This is a genomic window from Streptomyces sp. NPDC047081 (assembly GCF_040643775.1).
Lineage (GTDB): Bacteria > Actinomycetota > Actinomycetes > Streptomycetales > Streptomycetaceae > Streptomyces.
Genome location: NZ_JBEYUY010000009.1, coordinates 175,467 through 191,409 on the forward strand (window position 1 = coordinate 175,467; position 15,943 = coordinate 191,409).

Annotated in this window: 6 protein-coding genes; 5 read left to right on the forward strand and 1 reads right to left on the reverse strand. The window is 70.8% G+C overall.

What is annotated here, in order from left to right; genetic code table 11:
- Positions 1-7: 7 nt before the first annotated feature.
- Positions 8-1,291: a nucleotide sugar dehydrogenase gene (locus ABZ848_RS19425; protein WP_360833254.1), complete on the forward strand. Its 1,284-nt coding sequence runs from the start codon at positions 8-10 to the stop codon at positions 1,289-1,291.
- A gap of 77 nt (positions 1,292-1,368) precedes the next feature.
- A complete protein-coding gene (locus ABZ848_RS19430; RefSeq protein ID WP_360833256.1) occupies positions 1,369-2,658 on the forward strand; it encodes a hypothetical protein in 1,290 nt (429 codons plus the stop codon).
- Positions 2,659-2,712: 54 nt separating this feature from the next.
- Here the strand turns inward: ABZ848_RS19430 and ABZ848_RS19435 are convergent, their stop codons facing one another.
- Positions 2,713-3,315 (reverse strand): acyltransferase, encoded by a 603-nt coding sequence (locus tag ABZ848_RS19435; RefSeq protein WP_360833258.1) that lies wholly within the window; start codon positions 3,313-3,315, stop codon positions 2,713-2,715.
- 255 nt (positions 3,316-3,570) lie between these two features.
- Here ABZ848_RS19435 and ABZ848_RS19440 point away from each other — a divergent pair, with 255 nt between their 5' ends.
- The 3 genes from ABZ848_RS19440 to ABZ848_RS19450 all read left to right on the forward strand — a co-directional run bounded on the left by ABZ848_RS19440 (position 3,571) and on the right by ABZ848_RS19450 (position 15,941).
- A complete protein-coding gene (locus ABZ848_RS19440) occupies positions 3,571-5,070 on the forward strand; it encodes a VCBS repeat-containing protein (protein WP_360833260.1) in 1,500 nt (499 codons plus the stop codon).
- A gap of 140 nt (positions 5,071-5,210) precedes the next feature.
- Complete coding sequence (locus ABZ848_RS19445) at positions 5,211-8,921, forward strand: LamG domain-containing protein (protein WP_360833262.1); 3,711 nt, start codon at positions 5,211-5,213, stop codon at positions 8,919-8,921.
- Positions 8,922-9,083: 162 nt separating this feature from the next.
- Entirely contained in the window at positions 9,084-15,941 is a 6,858-nt protein-coding gene (locus ABZ848_RS19450) for an RHS repeat-associated core domain-containing protein (protein WP_360833264.1), read from the forward strand.
- Positions 15,942-15,943 lie beyond the last annotated feature (2 nt).

Below are 15,943 nucleotides of genomic sequence, written 5' to 3' on the forward strand. Positions count from 1 at the left end.
ACCCTCCATGAACATCTGTGTAGTAGCGCTCGGCAAGATCGGGCTTCCGCTGGCGGTGCAGTTCGCCGCCAAGGGCCACCGGGTCATCGGCGCGGACGTCAACGAGAAGGTCGTCGAGCTGGTCAACGCCGGCGTCGAGCCGTTCCCCGGTGAGCACGACCTGGACGTCAAGCTGAAGCAGGCGGTCGACGCCGGTCTGCTCAGCGCGACCACGGACACCGCGTCCGCGGTCGCCGAGTCCGAGGCAGTCGTCGTGGTCGTCCCGCTGTTCGTGGACGCCGAGGGTGTCCCGGACTTCGGCTGGATGGACGCGGCGACCAAGGCGATCGCCCAGGGTCTGAAGCCGGGCACGCTGGTCTCGTACGAGACGACGCTCCCGGTCGGTACCACCCGCACCCGCTGGGCGCCGATGCTCGCCGAGGGCTCGGGTCTGACCGCGGGCGAGGACTTCCACCTCGTCTTCTCCCCGGAGCGCGTCCTCACCGGCCGGGTCTTCGCCGACCTGCGCCGCTACCCCAAGCTGGTCGGCGGCATCGACGAGGCGTCGACGGCGCGCGGTGTGGAGTTCTACGAGCAGGTCCTCGACTTCGACGAGCGCGCCGACCTGCCGCAGCCCAACGGGGTGTGGGACCTGGGCACCGCCGAGGCCTCGGAGCTCGCCAAGCTGGCCGAGACGACCTACCGGGACGTCAACATCGGTCTGGCGAACCAGTTCGCGCGCTTCGCCGACAGCAACGGCATCGACGTCAAGAAGGTCATCGAGGCCTGCAACTCGCAGCCGTACAGCCACATCCACCAGCCGGGCATCGCGGTCGGCGGCCACTGCATCCCGATCTACCCGCGGATGTACCTGTGGAACGACCCGTCCGCGACCGTCGTGCGCTCCGCCCGGGAGGCGAACGCCGCGATGCCGGAGTATGCGGTGGACCTGCTGGCGGCGGCCTACGGCGACCTGAGGGGCGCGAACGTCCTCGTCCTCGGCGCCGCCTACCGCGGCGGCGTGAAGGAGACGGCCTTCTCGGGTGTCTTCCCGACGGTCGAGGCGCTGAAGGCGCGCGGCGCGGTCCCGTACGTCTCGGACCCGATGTACACGGCCGAGGAACTCGCCGCGCACGGCCTGACCCCGCACGCCGGTGAGACCGTCACCGCGGCGATCCTCCAGGCCGACCACGCCGAGTACCGCACCCTGACCCCGGCCGACCTGCCGGACGTCACGGTCCTCGTCGACGGGCGTCGTACGACCGACCCGGAGGCCTGGAAGGGCGTGCGCAGGGTGGTCATCGGCGGCTGACCAGGCTCGTCGTAGGATGCGGCCCCGGCCACTCGGCCGGGGCCGTCGTCTTCGTGACTCTCGGGGGTGCCCCTTTCATGCCGGGTGAGCTGTCCGTCCGTAGCGAGCCCGCGGTGGCGGGCACCACCCGGATGCCGCCCCGGCTGCGGGCCGCCGCCCTGCCGCTGCTGGTCTGTGTCGTGTACGCCGTCCTGCAGCTCGCCGCCGGTCCCCGCTGGACGCTGTTCCCCGACTCCTACCGTTACGCCCGTGCCGCCGAGCAGTATCTGGGGGCCTCCCGTGAGGAGGCGCACCGGACGGCGCTCGCCGCGTTCTGCGCGAGCCGGGCGAGCCGTGAGGCGCACGAGGCGCGGCTCCAGCCGACGAACCACCAGAGCGAGCGGGCCCTTCGGTCCGCGGCCGAGCGCAGCTGCCTCGACCGGTGGGCGGACGCCCAGGACATCACGACAGCGGACCCCCGCTACCAGGCCATCTTCGCCGCGCGTCCCGCCTATCCGCTGCTCGCGGCGCCCTTCGTCGCCGCGTTCGGTGTGCTCGACGGCATGTGGCTGCTCGGCCTGCTCACCGCGGCGGGTGGCTCCCTGATGGTCTTCGGGCTGCTGCGGCGCGGGGCGGGGGTGGGCCGCACGGCCGCCCTCACCGGGCAGGTGGCGTTCCTCGCGAGCCCGCTCGGCTGGTGGAGCGACCAGGCCCTGAGCGAGGGGCTGTTCACGATGTGCACGCTCGGGGCGCTGTGGGGCGGGCTGGCGCTGCTGCGTGGCCGGCGCGTGTTGACGGCGGCGGCGGGTACGGCTGTGTCCTACGGGGTGGGCGCGTTCACCCGCTACTCGTCGGTCCTGGTGTTGGCCGCGTTCATTGCGGCGGCCGCGACGGGTGCCCTGCTCCTGCCTGGCCGGCTGCGGCACCGGGGGACGGCGGTACTGGCGGGAGTGTCGGCGGTGGCCGCGGCATCGGTCGCCGTGTCGATGAAGGCGCTGGCGCTGCCGTCCGCGCAGGTGACCCTCCAGGACACCTTCACGCACCACTTCCGGCTGCGCGAGGTGCCCGACCCGTGGCGCGAACTGCTCGCCCTCGCCGGCCGTTTCTGGCGCGACTGGGCAGCGCAGCAGGCCGGGCTGCCGTACTTCCTGGCACTGACCGCACTCGCGGTCTGGGCGCTGAATCGTTACGGCGAAGGCCTGGGCCTCCTCGCCGCGGCGACGGCACTCAGCGGGGCGTTCGTGGTGACCAACCACCCCCTGATCCAGGAGGCGGACCGGCTGGGCGCGCTGATGTGGATACCGGTGGTGCTGGGGGTGCCGCTGGCGGTGGACCGGCATTGGGTTTGGCGCGGGGCGGGCGAGCCGGAGCCCAGTCCGGAGGGCTGAGCCCGGCCGCTCGTCAGAGGTCGCGCTCGGCTGCTCGGACCGCCCGCCTCCTGCTCAGATCGCCCGCTCGCTCAGGACGCCGTCCTTCTCGTCGTAGAGCTCGCCCGTCTTCGGGCACTCCCACACGCCGGGCTCGTTCTCGTGCTCCGTCAGGCGGACGCCCGTGCGGCCGACCCAGCCGATCTGGCGGGCCGGGACGCCCACCACCAGGGCGAAGTCGGGGACGTCCTTCGTGACGACCGCGCCCGCGGCCACCATCGCCCAGCGGCCGATGGTCAGCGGTGCGACGCACACGGAACGCGCTCCGATCGACGCCCCGTCGGCGATCTTCACGCCGACCGCCTCCCAGTCGCCGCCGCGCTTCTGCTTGCCGTCGGGGTCCACGGAGCGCGGGTTGTGGTCGTTGGTGAGGACCACGGCCGGGCCGATGAAGACGCCGCTGCCGAGCTCGGCCGGTTCGTAGACCAGCGCGTAGTTCTGCAGCTTGCAGTTGTCGCCCATCCGCACGCCCGAGCCGACGTACGCGCCCCGGCCGATCACACAGCCCTCGCCGAGCCGCGCACCCTCACGGATCTGCGCGAGGTCCCAGACGCTGCTGCCGTCGCCGATCACGGCGCTCTCGTCGACCTGCGCACTGGGCTGGACCCTGTAGTTCACTCGCTCGCCTTCCGGTGTCTGCCTTGGTTCCGGCGAGCATACGGGCCGCTGCGGGCGGCCTGTGTGCCCGGATGACACCTGGTGTTTTCTGTGAGGCTCCTGTGATTTATGTCATGCACTGGTAATGGGGGTGACTGTTGCGTGTGCACGTCATGCAATAGATGATTCCTTGACCTTCTTTAGATTTCGTTTATCAACGGGGTGCTTGTGTCAAGGGTGGGGAAAGTGTGGCGGCGTGCTGCCGGCGTCGTGGCCGTGAGCGCACTGCTGACCTGGGGGCTCGGAAGCGGGGGTACGCCCGCCGCGGCGGCCGTCGCCTGTCCCTCGGGGGTGGAGTCCGACTTCAACGGTGACGGTGTCAGGGACACGGCGATAGCGGACCCCGAGGCGACCGTCGACGGCGTGGCCAAGGCCGGTGCCGTGCACGTCGTCTACGGCGGCGGCAAGGGCAGCACGACCGTCTCCCAGGCCCCGGACAACATCCCGGGCGCCCCCGAGACGGGCGACCGGTACGGCTTCTCGCTGGCCGTCTACGACGCCGACCTCGACGGCTGCAGCGACCTGGTGGTCGGCACCCCGTACGAGGACCTCGGCACCGCCGCCGACGCCGGACTGGTGCAGGTCGTCTACGGCGCCACGGCCGGACTCGGTACGGGCAAGGCCGTCAAGGAGTTCCTCCAGGGCACCGACAAACCGCTGGCCGGCGCCGCGGAGGCGGGAGACTGGGTCGGTTACGCCGTCGAGGCCGGGAAGACCTCGGCCGGCACGCCGTTCCTGCTGATCGGCAGCCCCGGCGAGTCGATCGGCACCGTCGAGGACGCGGGAGCCTTCTTCTACGTCAGCGGCACCGCGCAGACCGTGGCGGGCATCAGCCAGGACACCGAGACCGCCGGCGCCGTACCCGGCGTGGCCGAGCAGGACGACCGCTTCGGCGCCTCGATCGCCGCGACCCCCACGCACTTCGCGGTCGGTTCCCCGGGCGAGGCCCTCGGCACCACCGTCTTCGCCGGCGGCGTCGGCTACTTCAGCCACGCGCTGACCTCGGGCTCCCCGAAGCCGCTCGGCGGTCTCGGCCAGGACCAGGCCGACGACCTCGTCAACGGTGCCGAGGAGGTCGGCGACCAGTTCGGCGCCGCGCTCGCCATGGTCCCGTACCGGGCGTCCGGAGCCACCTCCACCACCGAGTCGCTGCTCGTGGTGGGCGTCCCCGGCGAGGACCTGAAGACCACCGTCGACGCGGGCGCCGTCCAGGTGTTCCGGCTCACCGCGAGCGGCACCTTCAGTCAGCTGGCCTGGATCGACCAGAACACCGACAACGTCGAGGAGGCGGCCGAGGCCGGCGACCTGTTCGGCAAGCGGCTCACCGCCGTCAACACCTCCCCGAACGCCACCTCCACCGCCGCCACCACCAAGGTCGCGGTCGGCGTGCCGGGCGAGGAGGCCTCCGAGGAGTACACCGACGAGGGCGGCGTCCAGATCGTCCCGCTCGTCGGCGCCCCCGGCGCTTCCGACCAGTGGATCGGCCCCGGCAACGGCATCCCCGGCACGCCCGCGTCCCGCATGCTCGCCGGACTCTCCCTGGCCGCTTCGCCCTCCCTGCTGTACGTGGGCGTGCCCTACGGCCCGGCCGGCGGCCACGCGGTGCACGGCTTCCCGTGGAGCGTGACCTCCGGCGGGGCGCCCACCCAGACGATCAAGCCGGGCGAGAACGGGATCCCCGCGACGGACGTCGCCTTCGGCGCGGCCGTCCGCTGACCAACCGCCGACGAGAAGCAACCGGCCGCCCCGGCCGGGGACTTCGCCCTGTGCGCAACCGGACCGGAGGGCGCCGCGCTCGGCGCGCGCGTCCGGCACCCGGACCCCAGACAGAGTTGAACCAACGGGAGAGTGGACGCGTGTCCGCAGACAGACACAGACCGATACGGCGTGGCGTGCTGGTGCGCGCCGCCGTCGCGGCCGCCGTGGCAGGCGCGGTGACCGCCGGCACCCTGGCGGCCCTGCCGGACGCCGGCCCGGGCCGGGACCAGAAGCCGGTCGCCGCGGACCGGTCGGCGGTGACCGAGCAGCAGGCCATGGCGATGGCCAAGGACAGCGGCAAGAAGACCGAGGTCGTGGGCGCGCGCACCGAGCGCCGGGAGATCTTCGCCGAGCCCGACGGCACCTTCACGGCCCGCGAGTACACCGAGCCGGTGCGCACGGTCCAGGGCGGCAAGTGGGTCCCGGTCGACGAGACGCTGGTGAAGCGTGCCGACGGCACCTGGGGGCCGAAGGCCGCCACCGTCGGCCTCAGCCTCTCCGCCGGCCAGGCGGGCAAACCGTTCGTGACCATGCGGAAGGCGGGCCGCGAGTTCGCCCTGACCTGGCCGTACGGCAAGCTGCCCGCGCCGCGGGTGGAGGGCGACACCGCCACCTACGCCGAGGTCCTGCCCGGCGTCGACCTGACCGTGCGCGCCGAGGCCGACGGCTTCGGCCATCTCCTCGTCGTCAAGACGCCCGAGGCGGCGGCCGACCCGCGGCTGGCCCGGATCGACCTCGGAATGACCACCGACGGTCTGAAGGTCGCGGAGGGCAGCGACGGGGCGATCGTCGCGGAGGACTCCGCGGTCGGCGGGACCGTCTTCCAGGCCGGCAAGCCCTCGATGTGGGACTCGGCCGCCGTGGAGGAGGCCGCCACCAGGAAGCAGGGCCCCAAGGCCGTCGCGAAGGCGCTGAAGGCCGCGGCGGCGGGCGAGGCCGCGACCCCTGCGGCCCCTTCGGCCGCTCCCACGACCAGCACGGCTACCCCGACGACCACCGCGGCCACCCCCACGGCAGCCTCGGCCACCTCGGGCCCGCAGGCCTCCGCCGAGCCCGCTCTCGAGGGCCCGGGCGGTGGCGGCCGTGTCGCCCCGCTGGACGTCGAGGTCGGCAAGGGCAGGCTGAGCCTCGTCCCCGACCAGAAGCTCCTCAAGGGCGCGGACACCGTCTTCCCGGTCGTCATCGACCCGATCTCCCGCACCACCTCGCGCACCTCCTGGACCGGCGTCATGTCCGGGATGCCGGGCGAGCAGGACTGGAAGTACTCGGGCAGCGCGGGCGTCGGCAAGTGCCCCACCGACTACAACCCGGTCTCCTGCAACGGCGTCGGCGTGCGCCGCGTGATGTTCACGATGCCGCTCTCCTTCTACAAGGGGAAGCAGATCCTGGGCGCGACCTTCTCCGCCAGGGTCGAGCACATCTACAGCGCCTCCCCGACCGCGGAGCCCATCCAGCTCTACCGGATCGGCGGCCAGAACTACTCGCTCAACTCGTCCAGCAACTGGTCCAACACCTCGGACGACTGGGACGACCACCTGCAGACCGTCGACAAGGCGATCTCCCCGACCTCCTGCTCCAGCCAGGCCAACCTGCACTTCGAGAGCGGCGAGTCCGGCGAGCTGACCAGCGAGATCAAGACGGCCGCCGCGGGCGGCTGGAACTCGATGACGCTGGGCCTCAGGGCCGCCGACGAGTCCCGCTTCGCCGAGTGGAAGCGGATCTGCGGCAACGCCTACCTGTCGGTCAAGTACAACAACCTGCCGCGGCAGATCAAGACGTCCGACATGGCCACCGACCCCGGCGGTGTGTGCAAGTGGGGCGCGAGCCGCGAGTACGCGGAGGTCCCGCCGAAGCTCTACGCCATCGCGAGCGACCCCGACCACGGCAACGGCCAGACGGACAAGGTCAAGGTCGAGTTCAAGGTGGAGTGGTCGGGCGGCTCGTACACCTACACCACCCCGGACTGGCTGTCTCCCACGGCCGGCACCAGGTTCACCCACACCGTGCGGTCCACGATCCCGAAGAACACGGTCGTCTACTGGAGCGCGCGGGCCTACGACGGTGACGGCTACGGCCCGTGGAGTTCCGAGGGCGACCCCGCGCAGCGCTGCGAGTTCATCTACGACCCGGACTTCCCGGGCAAGCCGAACGTGCTGTCCAAGCAGTACCCGTCCGACACCGTCTACCACGACGGCGTGGGCACCTACGGCACCTTCACCTTCGCCCCGAACCCGAACGACAAGATCCCGGACAACGACGTCGTCAAGTACCGTTACGCCTTCGACGGCACCGCAAGCCCGGCGACCACCGTCCCCGCGCCCACGCCCGGCGGCGCCGCCTCCGTGCAGTGGATGCCGACCCGGGCCGGGCGGCACTGGGTCGACGTGATCGCCGTGGACAAGGCGGAGAACCCGGGCTCCAAGGCGCACTACGAGTTCCTGGTGAGCGAGGGCACCCCGGTTGTCGCCCAGTGGAACCTCGCCGACCAGGCCGGTGACACCGAGGCGCACGACGAGGGCGACGAGTTCTCCGCCACCGCGGGCTCCGCCGTCACGTTCGGCGTGGAGGGACCCGGCGGCAAGGTCGACCAGGCCGCCCGCTTCGACGGCAGTTCCGGGGCGTACCTCGACACCAGCGAGACCGTCCTCGACACGGCCAGGGGCTTCAGCGTCAGCGCCTGGGTGCGGCCCACCGCACTGGACCGGGACATGGTGGTCGTCAGCCAGGACGGCACCGGCGAGCCCGGCTTCACCCTCGGCTACGACGCCTCGGCGCAGACCTGGAAGTTCTCCGCGCCGGTCGAGGACGTGGACTCGCTCGGCGAGTGGAAGGCCGTCTCCACCGGTGTGACCCCGGTCAAGGACCAGTGGGTCCTGCTGACCGGCGTGTACGACGCGCAGAAGAGCACCGGCCCCGAGCTCCAGCTCTACGTCAACAAGGACCTGAAGGGTTCCGCCGCCCGCCGCTCGACCTGGAAGTCGTACGGGCCGCTGCAGATCGGCCGGGCCACGGCCAAGAGCGGCTACCGCGACCACTTCACGGGCGACCTCGCCGAGGTGCGGGTCTTCGACCGGGTGCTGCCGTCCGCCCAGGTCGCCGAGCTGATGACCGTCCGGCCGCAGCGCAGGGCCTACTGGCAGCTCGACGACGCCACCGGCGGCGCCTCCGCCGAGACCGGCGGCGGCCAGGCGCTGACCCTCGCGGGCAACGCCTCGATCTACCGGCCGGCCGACCCGCTGTTCGACACCGCCGCCCTGGTCGGCGACGGCAACCTGGTCCTGGACGGCGACGGGGACTACGCGTCCACCGCCACCGCCCCGGTCACCGGCAACAGCAGCTTCACGGTGACCGCCCGCGCCCAGCTCACCTCGCTGGACCCGGAGAAGTCGCAGACCGTGCTGTCCCTGCCCGGCGCGAGCGCCAACCGCCTCCAGGTCCGCTACCAGGCGGCCACCCAGCAGTGGGAGCTGGTCGTGGCCAAGTCCGACGCGGCCGCCCCCGAGGTCGTCACCTTCACCGACGACCAGGAACTGCCCGACACCGGCGGCTCCGGCCAGCACCTGGCGGTCGTCTACGACGCCTTCGCCAACTCGGTCCGCCTCTACGTGGAGGGCCAGCTCGTGGCCGGCGCCTACGGCACGGACGACACCCTGTGGTCCGCCACCGGCGGTCTCCAGGTGGGCCGTTCACTGCGCGGGGCGAGCGAGTACTTCGCCGGCGCGATCGACGAGGTCCGCGTCTACAGCGGCGCCGCCGACCAGATCGCGGTGCAGCAGATGGCCGCGCTGACGGCACTGCCCGACATGTGACGAACCGTCACCTCTGGTGTCTGCCGGGCCTGTTGAGGGCCCGGCGGACATCGGCCTGCTCCCTCCCCCCTCCCTGCTCCTCATGCAGCTCTTCTACGATCAGGAAGTCGCCGAATGTTCTTCCGTGGCCGCTCTCTGAGCCGCCGTATGCCCAGGCCGGCGTTGGCCGCGACAGTGCTCGGGCTCACGCTCGCGCTGTCGGCCTCGTCGGTCCAGGCACTGGCGCTCGACGACGGCGACCGGGGCCGCACCAGCCGCCCCGGCGTCCAGGACGACGGGGATCCCGCCCAGGGGTCCGACGCGAAGAAGAAGTCCCGCCCCTCCGACCCGGCGCACAAGGCCGCGGTCAAGGGCCTCGACAAGGCGGTGTGGCCGAAGCAGGGCGGCGCCGAGGTCGAGCTCGGAGCCACCGAGGAGGCGGGCGGTCTGCCCGTCACGGTCACCAGGGCGAAGGCCAGGGCCAAGGCGGCACAGGCGGCCGGCAAGGTCCGGGTCGACGTCCTCGACCCGAAGCGGGCCACGAAGCTCGGCGCCGGCGTCCTGCTCGGCGTGGAGCGCGCCGACGGCGAGACGGACAAGGCCGGCAAGGTCCGGCTGACGGTGGACTACTCCGAGTTCGCGGAGGGCTTCGGCGGCTCCTACGCCTCCCGACTGCGGCTGGTGCAGCTCCCGGCCTGCGCCGAGTTCGCCACGCCCGGCAGCGAGAAGTGCCCGCAGCAGCCCAGGGCACTGAAGACGGTCAACGACGTCAAGGCCGGCACCGTGTCGGCCGACGTGACCGCGGCGCCGGCCGCGGCCGAGGGCGTCTCGGCCATGGCCACCGACGCGACCTCCCTCGTCGCCGTCGCGGCCGGCCCCTCCGGCGCGCAGGGCACCTACAAGGCCACCGCCCTTGCCCCGTCGGCGAGTTGGACGGTCGCGAACTCCTCCGGCGGCTTCTCCTGGAACTATCCGCTGCGCACGGTCCCGACCCCGGGCGGCCTGACCCCGACCGCCGGTCTCGGCTACTCCTCCCAGTCGGCGGACGGGCGCACCGCGGCGACCAACAACCAGGGCTCCTGGATCGGTGAGGGCTTCTCCTACGACCCGGGCTACGTCGAGCGCCGCTACAAGCCGTGCTCCGACGACGGCCACGACGGCTCCGGGGAGCAGTGCTGGGCGTTCGAGAACGCCACGGTGATGCTGGGCGGCTCCGCCTCGGAGCTCGTCAAGGACGACACCACCGGCAAGTGGCGGCTGTCCGGCGACGAGGGCTCCAAGGTCGAGAAGCTGACCGGCGCCACGAACGGCGACAACGACGGCGAGTACTGGCGGGTCACCACCACCGACGGCACGGAGTACTACTTCGGCCAGAACCGGCTGCCGGGCTGGGCGGCGGGCAACGAGGAGACCAACTCGGTCTGGACCGCGCCGGTCTTCGGCGACGACTCCGGTGAGCCCTGCTACAACGCCACCTTCACCTCGGCGCACTGCCAGCAGGCGTGGCGCTGGAGCCTGGACTACGTCAAGGACACCCACGGCAACGTGATGTCCTACTTCTACGACCGCGAGACCAACTACTACGCGCTGAACGGGAAGACGGACGTCAACGGGACGGCGTACCACCGCGGCGGCTACCTCAAGCGCATCGACTACGGTCAGCGCGACGGTCAGGTCTATGCGGCGAAGGCCCCGGCCCGGATCGTCTTCAACGTGGCCGAACGCTGCCTGCCCACCGCGGACTTCGACTGCGCGGAGAGCAAGCGCACCACCGCCAACGCGTCCCACTGGCCGGATGTCCCGGTCGACCAGGAGTGCAAGTCCGGCACCAAGTGCACGGTCGGCCAGACGTTTTTCACCACCAAGCGGCTGACGTCGGTCGTCACCCAGATGCGCAAGGACGCCACGAACTACCAGGACGTGGACGCCTGGACCCTCACGCATCTGTTCACCGACAACGGCGACGACTCCAAGACGCTGTGGCTGTCGAAGATCGAGCACGAGGGCCGGGCCGGCACGGCCACCAAGCTGCCGACCGTCGACCTCTTCGGCGAGCAGCTCGCCAACCGGGTCGACGCGGTCGGCGACAACATCGCGCCCTTCTACCGCTTCCGCCTCTCGGCGGTCCTCAGCGAGACCGGCTCCCAGCTCGACGTCAACTACGCGCCCACCGAGTGCACCAAGGCCGCCCTGCCCAAGCCCGGCGAGTCCACCAAGCGCTGCTACCCGGTGAAGTGGTCCCCGCCCGGCTACATCGACCCGATCACGGACTGGTTCCACAAGTACGTCGTGTCGGCGGTCGTCGAGACCGACCGCACCGGCGGCAGCGACCAGCTCGTCACCCGCTACGACTACCAGGGCGACGCGGCCTGGCGTAAGGCGAAGCCGGACGGCATCACCGACGAGAAGTACCTCACCTGGGGCGCCTGGCAGGGCTACGGCAAGGTCACGGTGACCTCCGGCACCGCCGACGACCAGAAGACCCGCGTCGACTACACCTATCTGCAGGGCATGAACGGCGACGCCGACCCCGCGGGCGGCACCCGCTCGGTGACGGTCAAGGACTCCACGGGGGTCTCCTACACCGACTCCGAGGAGTTCACCGGCCACGAGCTGGAGGTCGCGACCTACGACGGCACCAAGCTGATCTCGAAGGCGATCAGCGAGCCCTGGAAGCACACCACCGCGACGCAGACCCGGAGCTGGGGCACCACGCGCGCCAGCATCGTCAACTCCGACACGGAACGCGGCTACACCCTGCTGTCGAACGGCAGTTGGCGCCAGACCAGGTCGACCACGACCTTCGAGACGGACCTCGGCACCGGCCGGCCGATCGAGGTCGACGACCAGGCCGACGTCTCCAGAACCGGCGACGACACCTGCACCCGCCTGTGGTACGCGGACAACACCGCGAAGAACATCCTCTCGCTGCCCTCGCGCAGCGAGAAGGTGTCCGTGAAGTGCTCCGCCACCCCGGACCGCAGGACCCAGGTCCTGGCCGACGAACGCACCTACTACGACGACGGGGTGTTCGGCGCGGCACCCGCCAAGGGCGACGCGACCAAGACCGAGCGCCTGACCGCGCACGACGGCACCACCGCCACGTACCAGGTCACCGGCACCACCACCTACGACGACTTCGGCCGTCCCAAGCTGCAGAAGGACGCCAAGCAGAACCCGACGCGGACCGACTACACCGAGACGAACGGCCTGCTCACCCAGACCAAGCTGACCAACGCCCTCGGCCACGTCACGACCACCGACTACGCCCCCGCGTGGGGCCTGTCCACCGGCCAGTCCGACCCCAACTCCCGGCGCACGGACCTCGCCTACGACAGCCTCGGCCGGCTGACCTCCGTCTGGCTCCCGGACCGGGCCAGGACGCAGACGCCGAGCATCAAGTACTCGTACAACGTCCGCAAGGACAAGGTCACCTCGATCAAGACCGAGAAGATCGAGAACGACGGCTCCTACGGCGCCGAGTACCAGCTCTACGACAGCCTGCTGCGGCCCCGCCAGATCCAGACCGAGGGCCCGAACGGCAGCCGTATGGTCGCGGACTCGTTCTACGACGGCGCGGGCAAGGTCAGGCAGACCAACGCCACGTACAACGCGGCCGGCGCCGCCTCGGACGAGCTGCTGCTCGTGCACAACGGCGAGGTCGGCGCACAGACGAGGACCGAGTACGACGCCCTCGGCCGCACCACCGCCGAGATCTTCGCGGTCTCCGGCGCCGAGCAGTGGCGTACCACGACCACGTACGACGGCGAGCTCACCCACGTCGACCCGCCCGTCGGCGGGGTGCCCGCGACGACGATCTCGGACGCCGAGGGCAACATCACCGAGGTCCGCCACTACCGCGGAGCCTCCCCGGCCTCGCCGACCCCGTACGACTCGACGAAGTACACCTACACCCCGGCCGGCAAGCTGGAGACGGTCACCGACGCCGCGGGCAACGTGTGGCGCAACGAGTACGACCAGCTCGGCCGCAAGAAGAAGTCCGTCGACCCGGACGCGGGCACCTCCCGCACCGAGTACGACGAGCTGGACCAGCCGGTCGCGCAGTACGACGGCCGCAACAAGAAGACGTCCACGTCCTACGACGCCCTCGGCCGGGTCACCGGCACCTGGACCGGCGACGTCGGCACCGGGACCAGGCTGACCGAGACCCGGTACGACAAGGCCGGCTGGCTCGGGCAGGCGTACGCCCAGCTCAGCTATGTCTCGCCGACCGAGTACTTCGCGTCGGTCGTCCAGTCGGTGGACGAGTTCTACCAGCCGCTGAAGACGGCCTACTCCGTGCCCGCGTCACAGGGTTCGCTGGCCGGCACGTACACCTTCACCTCGACGTACAACCGGGACGGCACCGTCCAGTCGACGGGCCTGCCCGCCGCCGGCGGCCTGCCCGCCGAGGCGCTGACCTACGGGTACGACGAGCTCCAGCGTCCGACCACCCTGACGGGCACGACCTCCTACGTCACCGGCACCGTCTACTCGAAGACCAGCAGGCTCCAGCAGCTGGAGCTGTACACCGGCTCCGGCAAGAAGGTCTGGCAGACCTTCGACTACGAGACCGGCACCGACCGCCTGACCCGTTCCACCGTGGACGTCTACGGCGCGACGGCTCCGGCGAAGCAGTCGACGTACTCCTACGACCAGGCCGGCAACGTCCTGTCCATCGCGGACTCGGCGAACAGCGCCTCCCCGGACGTGCAGTGCTTCGCCTACGACAGCCGGCAGCGGCTGTCCGAGGCGTGGACGCCGGCGTCCACGGCGGCGAACGCGGCCGGTTCCGGAACGGTCGGCTCCACCGCGCCCGTCGACGGCTCAGGACCCGCCGCCTGCAAGGCGGCCCCGGGCACGAGCACGCTCGGCGGCCCGGCCCCCTACTGGAAGTCGTACGTCACCGACGCCATCGGCAACCGGAAGTCGGAGACCAACCACGACATCGGCCTCAACGCGGCCAAGGACGTCACGCGCGACTACGAGTACGGCGGCGCGGGCGCCCTCGGCGACGGGCCGCACCAGCTCACCAAGGTCGTGGAGAAGACCCCGACCGGCGACAAGCAGTACGCGTACGAGTACGACGACGCGGGCTCGACCACCAAGCGGACGATCGGCGGCGACGCCCAGACGCTGGAGTGGGACGACGCCGGCCGGCTCACCAAGGTCAAGGAGGCGAGCGGTTCCGAGACGACGTACCTGTACGACGCCACGGGCAACCGGATCCAGCGCAAGGACACCTCGGGGACCACGGTCTACCTGCCCGGCATGGAGCTGAAGCTCTCCGTCGACGGCACCAAGAAGTCCGCTACCCGGTACTACTCGTACGCCGGTGAGACCGTCGCGGTCCGTACCGATGACGGCAAGCTGTCGTTCCTCGCCGCCGACCACCACAACACCGGCGAGATCGCCGTGGAGGCGGCGACGGGCGCGGTCTCGCAGCGCCGCTTCGACCCGTACGGCGTCGAGCGCGGCAAGGCCACGGGTGCCTGGCCCGGGGAGAAGGGTTACGTCGGCGGCACGATCGACACGTCGACCGGGCTGACCCATCTCGGCGCGCGTGAATACGACGCGGTGATCGGCAAGTTCGTCTCGGTCGACCCGGTCATCGACTACACCCAGCCGCAGCAGATCAACGGCTACACCTACGCCAACAACAGCCCGGTCACGCTGTCCGACCCGAGCGGACTGGCGTCGTCGACGACGTGCGCCCTCTTCCCGAGCGCGCTGGGCTGCGGCGATCCGGGCTGCGGGAGCCTGTGCAAGCCGGGCTCCGCGGGGGCGGAGGTCCACGAGGCGACGAAGCAGGTCAACCAGGCCCAGAACCAGCAGTCCTCGGCCAAGAAGCGGATCAGCTCGGCCGGCAAGGAACTGGTCAAGATCGTCCGGGACATCCTCGGGGTCGACGCGGCTCTCGACTGCATATCCACGGGTGACGTCGGATCCTGCGGCGAGACGCTGCTGAACATCGCGGGCAGCTTCGCCGGCGGGCTGGCCGGCAAGATCATGGCCAAGTACGGCGTGCCGTGGAAGTGGGCCAAGGGCGTCAAGCTCGCCAAGCGGGTCGTGGGCCTCGTCGGTGACCTCATCGGCGGAGTGAAGGACCTGCTCAAGGCGAACAAGGCGCTCTCCAAGGCCAAGGACGGGCTCGCCGCGGCGCGCTCGAAGGCCGCGGAGGCGCTGAAGAAGCTGAGGAAGACCGAGTGCCACAGCTTCCTGCCCGGCACGAAGGTCCTGCTGGCCGACGGCTCCACCAAACCGATCGAGGAGGTCGACCTCGGCGACAAGGTGACGGTGACCGACCCGAAGACGGGGAAGACGGTCGTCCGCGAGGTCGCGGGCACGATCGTCACCGAGGACGACAAGGAGTTCTCGGACCTCACGGTGAGGACGGACGCCGGCACGGAGGAAATGCTGGTCGCCACGGTCACGCACCCGTTCTGGGTCGAGTCCGAACACCGCTGGATCAAGGCCGGCGCCCTCACACCCGGCATGAAGCTCCGCACCCCGTCCGGTAACACGGTCGAGGTCACGGTCAACCGCCACTTCGACAAGCGCCAGCGCACCCACGATCTGACGGTCACGGGGATCCACGCGTACTACGTCTTCGCGGGACGCACACCGCTCCTGGTGCACAACTGCGACCCGCTGTCCCAGTACGCGGATTCCCTACAGCCGAAGGCAGGCAAGAAGTCCGTACAGTATGCGTCTGAATACACCGACTCCACCGGAAAGAAGTTCTACGGGCACAATGTCCACCGGGAAGCGGAAGACCTTCCCGAGGGATTTGTGGAAGCGGTCGGTGAGCGTTCTCACTATGGCTGCGCCGAAGTGGGATGCCTGCTGAGCGCCTACAGCAGTGCTCGTGATGCGGGCGCCAGTCTGGAACAGGCGGCGACCGCTGTCCGGGGCGGATCCATCAGAACCGTGTTCGTGTTCAATTCGTTCGCGAAAGACGCGGCGAAACACGGCACTCCGGCGGAACCTTGCTGGAGCAAGTGCGACGCGATGCTGAAGGGGCTGGGCATAGACTTCTGATG

Bases quoted from the DNA above. Each gene is read 5' to 3' on its own strand.
- ABZ848_RS19430 (WP_360833256.1), top strand. From the start codon at position 1,369: ATGCCGGGTGAGCTGTCCGTCCGTAGCGAGCCCGCGGTGGCGGGCACC.
- ABZ848_RS19425 (WP_360833254.1), top strand. From the start codon at position 8: ATGAACATCTGTGTAGTAGCGCTCGGCAAGATCGGGCTTCCGCTGGCG.